Source organism: Geitlerinema sp. PCC 9228 (assembly GCF_001870905.1).
Classification (GTDB): Bacteria; Cyanobacteriota; Cyanobacteriia; order Cyanobacteriales; family PCC-9228; genus PCC-9228.
Genome location: NZ_LNDC01000106.1, coordinates 42,616 through 52,105, shown reverse-complemented (window position 1 = coordinate 52,105; position 9,490 = coordinate 42,616). Strand labels below are relative to the sequence as shown.

At 52.6% G+C, this 9,490-nt stretch carries 5 protein-coding genes and 1 pseudogene; 2 read left to right on the top strand and 4 right to left on the bottom strand.

All coding sequences use genetic code 11. The features are described 5' to 3' along the window. Window positions 1-243: pseudogene (locus tag AS151_RS23235) on the bottom strand (RNA-guided endonuclease TnpB family protein); the annotation flags it as partial. A gap of 607 nt (window positions 244-850) precedes the next feature. On the opposite strand from AS151_RS23235, the gene AS151_RS11680 reads away from it, so the two are divergent. Continuing rightward, on the top strand, window positions 851-3,271 hold the full coding sequence (locus AS151_RS11680) for a sucrose synthase (protein ID WP_071517234.1): 2,421 nt from the start codon (window positions 851-853) through the stop codon (window positions 3,269-3,271). A gap of 65 nt (window positions 3,272-3,336) precedes the next feature. On the opposite strand, the gene AS151_RS11675 is transcribed toward AS151_RS11680, so the two are convergent. The 3 genes from AS151_RS11675 to AS151_RS22110 form a co-directional block, all read right to left on the bottom strand. Continuing rightward, window positions 3,337-3,804 carry a cyclic nucleotide-binding domain-containing protein gene (locus tag AS151_RS11675; RefSeq protein WP_071517233.1) on the bottom strand — a complete coding sequence of 156 codons (468 nt, stop codon included), beginning with the start codon at window positions 3,802-3,804 and terminating at the stop codon, window positions 3,337-3,339. Window positions 3,805-3,992: 188 nt separating this feature from the next. Then, a complete protein-coding gene (locus tag AS151_RS11670; RefSeq protein ID WP_071517232.1) occupies window positions 3,993-7,049 on the bottom strand; it encodes an MFS transporter in 3,057 nt (1,018 codons plus the stop codon). Window positions 7,050-7,178: 129 nt separating this feature from the next. After that, window positions 7,179-7,397 (bottom strand): hypothetical protein, encoded by a 219-nt coding sequence (locus AS151_RS22110; RefSeq protein ID WP_170861377.1) that lies wholly within the window; start codon window positions 7,395-7,397, stop codon window positions 7,179-7,181. Between the two features lie 15 nt (window positions 7,398-7,412). Here AS151_RS22110 and AS151_RS11665 point away from each other — a divergent pair, with 15 nt between their 5' ends. Continuing rightward, window positions 7,413-9,347, top strand: coding sequence for a tetratricopeptide repeat protein (locus AS151_RS11665; protein WP_170861376.1), 1,935 nt, complete (start codon window positions 7,413-7,415; stop codon window positions 9,345-9,347). The last annotated feature ends 143 nt before the right edge of the window (window positions 9,348-9,490 follow it).

The following is a 9,490-nucleotide window of genomic DNA, read 5'->3' as shown; positions in this document are numbered from 1 at the left end:
TTCGATACGCTGACAGATGTCTTGCACTGCTTGAGCGTCAACGGTTTTCCAGGAAGGATTACGTTTTCTGAGCTTAGCAATATGTTTCTGGAGCTTGGAGCAGTTCAAGTGTTTGCCCCACATCCGATAGTACCGACGATACAACGCAATACAGTGGTTGTAAATCGTTCCCGAGGCATTAACGATGCGCTTCAGGTGACGATTTCGCTTGTGGTTGTACAGCTTGAACTTGAGCGTCTTCATACTATTACAATAGCCTATTGAGGTAGCCAGTGGGTAGCCAGTTCCATGAAATTAAGATTAAGTGTCAGGATTGAGGCAGGACGACTTGAGAAGCTGTGACGGCGGCTAAAGCCGCACGAGTCGCTTTTCCACCCCGCGCTAAAGCAGCAGGGCTATCAAGCTCCCGACCTATTCACGTATGGAATGGCTAGGACAGTTTTTTGCGTCGGTGTTTGGATCGGCATTGGGGAAATTCGTGGCGAATGCGGACGGTGGTGGATAGAAAATTTTCTGCCAATCGAGATAAGATCGCCGTGTGCTACTGAGCGGCCGGCGGGAAATGCTTGTATCGAACGCGGTGTATCTGGTAGCTAGGCAATTCCGACTTCGGCTGGGTGGCTAGATAGTGCCCCGATTTGCGCTAGACTGGCAGGCAATTTCATCGATGGCAAGCTGTGGCTTGGCTGGTTTTCTCGACCCCATTTCCTGGGGCGGGAAATGTTAGCGCGCGATCGCAATTTGCCCGCGATCGCAGTGGGGAGATTTGTTTCGATCGATAAAGTGGTACGAGTGGGTATTCTCAAACGACTCGCTCGGCGTGTGTTTGTCTTTGTCTAGGGATGTTGTTATGTCCGAGTTGATCCAGGCTGTTATTCATTCTGAAGAAAAACTAGATCTGCGCCAATTCATTCTCGACCTGCGAGCGAAAGAACAAAAATACTTGCTGCGCAACGATATCGAACGTGCTTTTGCAGAATACTGCCACAAGCACGAGAAACCGGCGTCTTTCTACAACAGTTCCCATTTGGGAAATCTGATTTACTATACCCAAGAAATTATCCTGGAAGAGGAAAGCATTTGCACCATCGTCCGCCCGCAAATTGCCATCCAACAAGCCTACCGCATCGACGAGGAAATGGGGGTCGAACCCATGTCGGTGCAGGATTTGCTTGACGTGCGCGATCGCTTTGTAGATCGCTATTTCCCGCACGAAGGGGATGTTTTTGAAATCGATTTCAAACCGTTTTACGATTACTCCCCCACCATTCGCGATCCCAAAAATATTGGCAAGGGCTTGCAATTTCTCAACCGCTATCTATCCAGCAAGCTCTTCCAAGACCCGCAAAAATGGTTGGAGTCCTTATTTCAATTCTTGCGCCTGCACTCTGCCAATGGCATGCAGCTGCTGATTAACGACCGCCTCAAAACCAAGGAAAATCTCTCCAAAAGCGTCAAGCAAGCCCTGGCTTATGTCAATCGGGTGAACCCGGAAACCCCCTACAGCGAGTTTCGCTTTGATTTTCAAGGATTGGGCTTCGAACCGGGTTGGGGCAATACTGCCTCCCGCGTGAAAGAAACCCTGGAAATTCTCGACGAACTCATTGACTCGCCGGACCACCAAACTCTGGAAGCCTTCATTTCCCGGATTCCCATGATTTTCAAAATCGTGCTGGTTTCCGTGCATGGCTGGTTCGGTCAGGAAGGGGTTTTGGGTCGTCCGGATACTGGCGGTCAGGTGGTTTACGTCCTCGACCAAGCCCGCAGTTTGGAAAAACAGTTGCAGGCAGAATTCGAACAGCAAGGTTTGGACGTTCTCGGGGTTCATCCCCAGGTGATTATCCTCACTCGTTTGATTCCCAACAGCGACGGCACTCTGTGCAACCAACGCCTGGAAAAAATTCGGGGAACAGATAACGGCTGGATTTTGCGGGTGCCTTTCCGGGAGTTTAACGCCAATGTGACGCAAAATTGGATTTCCCGCTTTGAAATTTGGCCGTACTTGGAAACCTATGCCTTGGATGCGGAAAAAGAACTGCTGGCACAGATGCAGGGCAAACCGGATTTGGTCATCGGCAACTATTCCGATGGCAATTTGGTGGCGTTTTTGCTCGCCAGACGCCTGAAGGTGATCCAGTGCAATATTGCCCACGCTCTGGAAAAATCCAAGTACCTGTTTAGCAATTTGTACTGGGAGGATTTGGAAGACCGCTATCACTTCTCCCTGCAATTTACCGCGGACTTGATTGCCATGAACGCGGCGAATTTTATTGTGAGCAGTACCTACCAAGAAATTGTGGGGACCGAAGATGGGGTGGGTCAGTACGAGTCCTACTCCTGTTTCACCATGCCCCAACTGTATCATGTGGTTCACGGTATCGAACTGTTTAGTCCTAAGTTTAATTTGGTTCCTCCTGGCGTGAACGAGGCGGTGTATTTCCCCCATACTCGGGAAGAATTGCGCTTGCATGGCATGCGCGATCGCTTGGAAGAGTTAGCTTTTACCCTGGAAGATCCGGACCACGTCTTTGGCAAGTTAGACGAGCCTGACAAACGGCCGATTTTCTCCATGGCGCGTTTGGACCGGATTAAAAATCTCAGCGGTTTGGTGGAGTGTTTCGGCAAAAGTAAGGAACTGCAACAGCGATGCAACCTGATTTTGGTGGCGGGCAAGTTGCGTCCGGAAGATTCCAACGACACCGAAGAAATTGCCGAAATCCACAAACTTTATCAGCTCATCGATGAGTACAATCTCTACGGCAAAATTCGTTGGTTGGGCGTGCGGCTTTCCAAGAGCGATTCCGGGGAAATTTATCGGGTGATTGCCGACCGCCAGGGGATTTTCGTCCAACCGGCCTTGTTTGAAGCCTTTGGTTTGACCATTCTGGAGGCAATGATTTCCGGGTTGCCCCCATTTGCCACCCAGTTTGGCGGACCTTTGGAAATTATACAGCATGGGAAAAATGGGTTTTTGATTAACCCCACCAACGTGGAAGAAACCGCTGATATCCTGCTGGCGTTTATCCAAAAATGCGATCGCGATCCCCAATACTGGCAGCAGCTTTCCGAACGGGCGATCCAACGGGTGTACAGCTGCTACACGTGGAAAATCCACACCAATCGCATTCTCACCCTCAGCAAAATTTACGGATTCTGGAACTATTCCTCCCAAGAAAATCGGGAAGACTTGTTGCGCTACATTGAAGCCCTATTTTACCTGGTGTACAAACCGCGGGCGCAGCAGTTGCTAGAAAAACACAACCAACTCTAACCGGCAACGCCAGGGAATCGAGAGGAAACCAAATCTCCATGCCATGGGGTTTCCTCTTGCCGACCCTAGCTCAAATCCACCCCCCGCAAGCCTTTTTTCGCTGCTTCGGCGGCGTTTAATTTTTGGTTGAGTTCCCGCGTGCGGCGGGAGAGCAAGCGAATGATGTTGATGGCAATGCCGGGGGTTTCGTCGATGGCATCGTAGAGTTGCTGTTGGGTGAGTACCAAACATTCGCAGGGTTCTAAAGTAGAAACCGTGGCCGAACGCGGTTCTGCATCAAATAGGGACATTTCCCCAAAACATTTGCCTTTGCCCAACTGAGCCAACTCCCGATCGCCGATGTGCACCCGTACGCGACCGGATACCACAATATACAGCGATCGCCCCTCTTGACCTTCCATAAAAATCGTATAATTGGCGGGAAACGAGAGTTCGTCCATTACCGAGGCCAGACGCACGAGAAAATCATCGCGCAACTCTTTAAAAATGGGGACCCCCCGGACAAATAATAAGCGATCGAGACTGGTTAACATATTGAAAACGTATGCGAGCCTGTGGAAGCAAAGAATGCTGGATGGAAATCTGGGCACATCCACCGCTGGGGTGCGCCGCATTCAAACCAACCACAATTAGGTACCGAACAACTAGTTTGGGAATCTGGGCAGCATGCACAGGCGGCAGGAACCAAAAATCGAGTTGGTCGCCGTAGTTGGTTGATCCTCTAAAGCGAGCTGGTGGAACCATCCCCCTTGAATTCTGCCATCATTTGCCGCACTTGCGCCGCCACCAATGGATCGGAATCGTTTTTCATCTTAGGCAGCACTTCTACCAACGACCCGGGAGAAGCCATTTTGAGATAGCCCAAAACCGCCTCGCGCACAAACCCCCTGGGATGGCGCAAACCTGCCAGGGTTTGTTCTGCCGTCAGGGACCAACGTCCGGCAACTGCCACGTGGAAGCAGCAAGCCAGACACCAATCCGAGAGGAAATAGCGGCGTTCCAGCAAATGCCGCAAGCGATCGCTTGGGGAGAGGGGATCGTAGCGCACCAGTCCGTTCAAACTGCGAACCTTTTCCTCATCAGAGCGTTTGTCCAATACTTTCAACAAAGCCCCCTTGCTAGAAATATCCAAAACATTGTCCAAAATCTCCAATCCCTTCGCCATATTGCCCACCGAACCGGAATTTAAATTAAAAGCCGCCCCCTGAATAGAACTAATAGGATAGAGAAATTTCATCAACCAGAAAATGCGTTCGATGGCATCCTTTTCCATATACGCCAACGCATCCCGCAGCATGGTCAGAGCTGGTTCTACCATCAAGCGAGAACCGCTGTAGGGACCTTCCTTGCCATCTGGGATAGGCATGGAATCCCCCGATTCCGCTTGGGTGGAGGCGACCAAATCGGGTTCGGTATCCAACCGGGCCATGTACACCTGCGCGAGCAGCATCAACTCCTGGTCGATGAGCAACTCCACACCGCTGCGCCCCAAACGTTCTGCCACCCCTTCAATACCGGCTTCCTGGGGCATTTTGAGCAGCACCTGCAAAATATTGCGTCGGGTGACCCCCCAAGAAGCGATCGCCCCCGAAACCAACGCATCAATCGCCTCCCGGTTACCAATCTTGCCAATGGTACTCCAAGCATACATGCGCACGATATCTGGCTTGTGCACGTCCTGGGCTAATTCCACCAAACGGTCTAAAATTTCCGAACCCAGCTTCACCAAAGCCTGCATCGCCGCCTCTCGGGTAGACTTGTAATACAACCCCCGCAACAAAGAAGGATAGTATTCCTCATAGCGAGTCGAAGCAATCACCTCCAACAGAGCGCAGCGTACCCGCAGCGACTCATCCTGGAGCAAATTGGGAATGTGCAACCGCAACGCCTGCAAATAATCCGCATCCCCCAACGCCCGACAGCCCATCACCCGTTCCCGTTCGTTCTTGTGGGTCAGCATGCGGCGAATTGTATTGGTAGCCTCCGCCTTTTGTTCCTTAGTGCCATCGCGCAAAATCATAGAAGCCGCCGTAGCCCGCACCACCGGGTCCACCTCCGGTCGCAAATAGGGGCGCAGGGAATTCAAATCCGAAGATTTTTCCGTCAGCCAAATATAGCGCAGCGCCCGCGCCACCACCTCCGGCGAAGTAGACTGTTTCATCAACCCACGCACCGACTCCACATAGGGCAGTTCCGGATGTTGCAGCATCACCTCCAAACTCTGCTGCTGCAAAGCCGTCGGCAACTGCGTCAAACGGGGTGCCAGCATTTCCGGCACTTCCTTAGGGGCAAATTGATTCAGCAGTTCGATACAAGAACGCTTTTCCGATTCAGTTCCCGGCTGGTCCAACGTTTTGATCACCGCCTGTTTCAGCGCGCCCATATCCACATTAGAAGTCCCCAAACGTTCCCGTTGGGCGCTAAACACCAGCAAGCTCACATAGCCATTGCGCAGTAGGTAAATTACCCCCAACCACAGCAGGGCGATAAAAACAATAACAATTAAGAAAATCCACTCCTGCAGTTGCTGGCTGGAGATACCTAAAGCCGCAAAGTCCACCTGTTGGACGCCCCAGATTACCCCCAAAATCGCCACCCCGGTGACGCCAGTGAACACCGGTTCGGCAACGCCGGTTACCCAAGCTTGAATGCGGGAGCGGCGGTTGTCGGGGATGGGTTGAAACAAAACCGCGCCGGTACTTTCCACCAGGGTATAGTGCAGTAGGTCGTCAAAGAACTTTAATAAAATCAAGCCAACGAACAACGGCAGTAGTTTCATCATGGAAATGCCCCCCAGCACGCAAACCAAAACCGGCAGCAGGGCAGCGGTGATAAATACACCAAACCTTTCGATAATGCGGCTGGAAGCAAACCACTGCATGGCCAGTTCGCCGATGCCAATGATGCCGTTAAACAGACCGAGAAAACTGGCTACATTGGTAGCTAGAGAGCCTTCCGAACGGCTTTGCTGTTCCAGTTCGCTGAGAAATTGAAAATCCACCAGCAAGTACAGCACTTCTGCGCAAATAAAAAAAGCAAATACCAGCACAGCATACTTGCGTACCGGTTCTTGCATGCGGCGGTTGGTGTATTCTTCGTCCTCCAGTTCGTTGTAGCGCCCTTTGGAGTCGGGGAAAAACTGTTGGTAGCTCTGGCCGACGTAAAATAGAACCACAGCACCCACCAGAAGCATGAGAAAGGAAATCAGGGGAATGTTATCTACCCCGAACCAACCGATTAAAAAAGGTAAGGAGAACCCGCTGAGTACGTCGGCGACCAGAATGCCGCTGCTAACCAGAGGATAGGTGCGTTTGATTTCGCGAATGTTAAATAACTGGTTGACGGTAATAGAGGTATTGATATCGTTCATGACGTAGAGGGCATCGAGCCACAAACGCATGAGAAAAATCATGACCCCCATCATGCCGGCAATTTTGAGTCCCAAACTGAAAAACAGCAGGGGAATGGCCATGGTGGCTGCTACGGTGACAATCGCCCATCGTAGGGAAAGCACGTACTGCAGCCAGGAGTACAAAAATCCCAACAGCGATGTAATAAGTGCGCCGGCAATATAAATCCAAGGCAAAGACTGGGCACCGTAGCGATCGAGAAACAGACCTACTGTACTCGCTTCCAACCAAATCAATCCCACGGATGTGGCTGTGGAGAAAGCAAACATTAACAGCGTTCGCTCTCCTTCCTCCGGGCGCAAATTTACGCCTTCCAGCAGACGTTGGACAATGGATCCTTTACCGAAACGTACGTTTTTTGCTTCCATGCCGCGTTTACTACCTACCCTGTGGTTGCTGTTCGCGCCGAACCCCTTGGGCCCTTCGCGAAGGGCCCAGGCGCAACGCGTTGCGCCCTGTGGTTCGTTTTTGCTTGGTTTCCCTTTTAAGGATGCCCTCTATTGATGGCAATCGGCAACTTCATGCCGCCGATTGGTGGTGGCTGCTCTGGCTGGGAAAGGACCGAGCTTCGCGATCGCGTCGAACGGACAGCTTTTTGCTACGATGGTTGCGAAAAGGACTGGTGTCTGGGGCACTCTCGTTGTCGGAGGGTCTTGCTTTCCCGCTTCGATTTGTCCCATCGTGGCACCAATATCACCATCGGAACAGATCGTCACCGAAATCGAACTTTCATGGCCGAGCATTTCCCCGCCCAACCCAAATCCCCACCATCTCGGTCGGTTGCTCCCAATTCCCCGGCAGCGAACCCATCTGTTCGCAACCGCCGTATCTGGCAAGGCGAGACCACCGACCGCACGGACGCCTTTTCTTCGGAAAGGGAAACGTCGGCAGCTCGCAAAAATCACCGTTCGTATGCCAATTCTTCCCCACACCGACGCCCTACCAAAGCGACAGTAGGGGCGCAACGCGAAGCGCCCGCGCAACGCGAAGCGCCTCTACTACCCCTAGAAAACTTTTTGGATTCTCTGGGGGGGTTGATGTCTCGCTTGGTGGGAGCAGCGCCGGATGTGGCGAAAGGCAATCGGTTGTATGCAGCGGGAAAATATCCCCAAGCCTTCACTTGCTACGAAAGAGCTTTAGCCAAGTCCCCTCAAGGAGGTCGCCGCGGGAAAATTTGGTGGCAAAAGGCAAAAACTTTAGAAAAGCTCAATTTGCCAGAGGCAGCTTTGGCAGATTACGACCGAGCGCTGGCGCTCAACGATAACCATTATAACTTGTGGATGGATAAAGGCATGTTGCTGTACCGTCAAGGTCGCTACCAGGAGGCGGCAGGGGCTTTGGGGCGCAGTATCCAGTTGCATGTGAAACAACCCATTGCTTGGTACTACCAGGGATTGGCGCTGGAGGAACTGCAAGATGGGGACGCGGCGTTGGCGGCCTACGAACGGGCAACCCGCTACCAGCCGGCTTACTACGAAGCTTGGTACGCTCGGGGCAGGTTGTACCAGGGTCGCGGTTGCTACCAAAAAGCTTTGCAATGCTACGATCGCGCCGTACAGTTGCGCCCAACGGTGGCATCGCTGTGGGTCCAGCGGTCGGTGGTGCTTTTGGGACTGGGGCAGTATGCGGCGGCGGCTAAAAGTTGCGAGCGGGCTGTGGGCTTGCAAGGGCAGGAAATGGGGGTTTGGTATTACTACGGCTATGCCCTGGAGAAATTGCAAAATTATAGGTTGGCAGTGCGTTGCTACGACCGTGCCCTACAGGCAGACCCAGAGCAAGCCAATTTGTGGTTTCGCAAGGGGATGTGTCTCAAACATCAATGGTACGAGGCGGCGATCGCTTGTTTGGATCGAGCCCTCTCCCTACAACCGGATCGCGCTCCCTTTTGGCACGGACGGGGGATGGTCTACTACGAATCCGGTCGCTACGGTAGTTCCCTGGCGGATTTCGACCGCGCTACCTATTTGGACGAATATTTGGCACCGGCTTGGCTGTGGCGAGGCAAGGCGCTCTACCAATTGGGTCGGGCACAGGAGGCGTTGGTGGCGTTGGATAATGCCCTGTCGTTCCAGGCTGGCTGGTTGGAGGCTTGGTACTACCGCGGTTTGGCTGCCGAATCCATGGGCAAGTACGAAAGTGCGATCGCGGCGTATCGCAAGGTGAACAGCTTGGCGGCTACCAAGGGCGACCGGTGGGTTGGTGAAGCTTCCATGGCTTTGATGCGCCTGTGGAAAAGTTTGCAACGCTACCAGGAAGCCTTACAAGTCTGCGATCGCTTGTTGGAAATCCGCAATGACCGGCTGGATCTGTACCTGGAGCGCGCCCGCTTGTTAAAGACGTTGCAGCGTTATCGGGAGGCGTTGGAAACCTACGACTGCGCGATCGCTTTGCAACCGGAACACTACCAAAGCTGGATCGAAAAGGGGCAGCTGCTGGAAGCTTGGGAAAAATACGCCCAAGCATTGAACGCCTACGAACGGGCCGTTCACCTGCAACCCAGGCAGGATCGCGGATGGCTGCTGCGGGGCAAATTGTTAGAAAAACTCCAGCAAAATGATGCCAGTTTGCGCTCCTACGGCATTGCCCTTTCCATCAATCCCCACTGCACGGAAGCCCTGCAAAGACGCCAGGCGCTGCACAATAAGATACAATGTTCGTCGGATTAATTCATTTTTGCCCAATGTTGCCGGATACAATGGAAGCCGTACCTGTCCCTTGCCCTAGCGACAAATATGGTTTTCCCCGCGCTGGATATCAGCCCAAAAATCCTCCCAAAGACTGGAAAACGGGAGATATTGTCCGTGTGGTC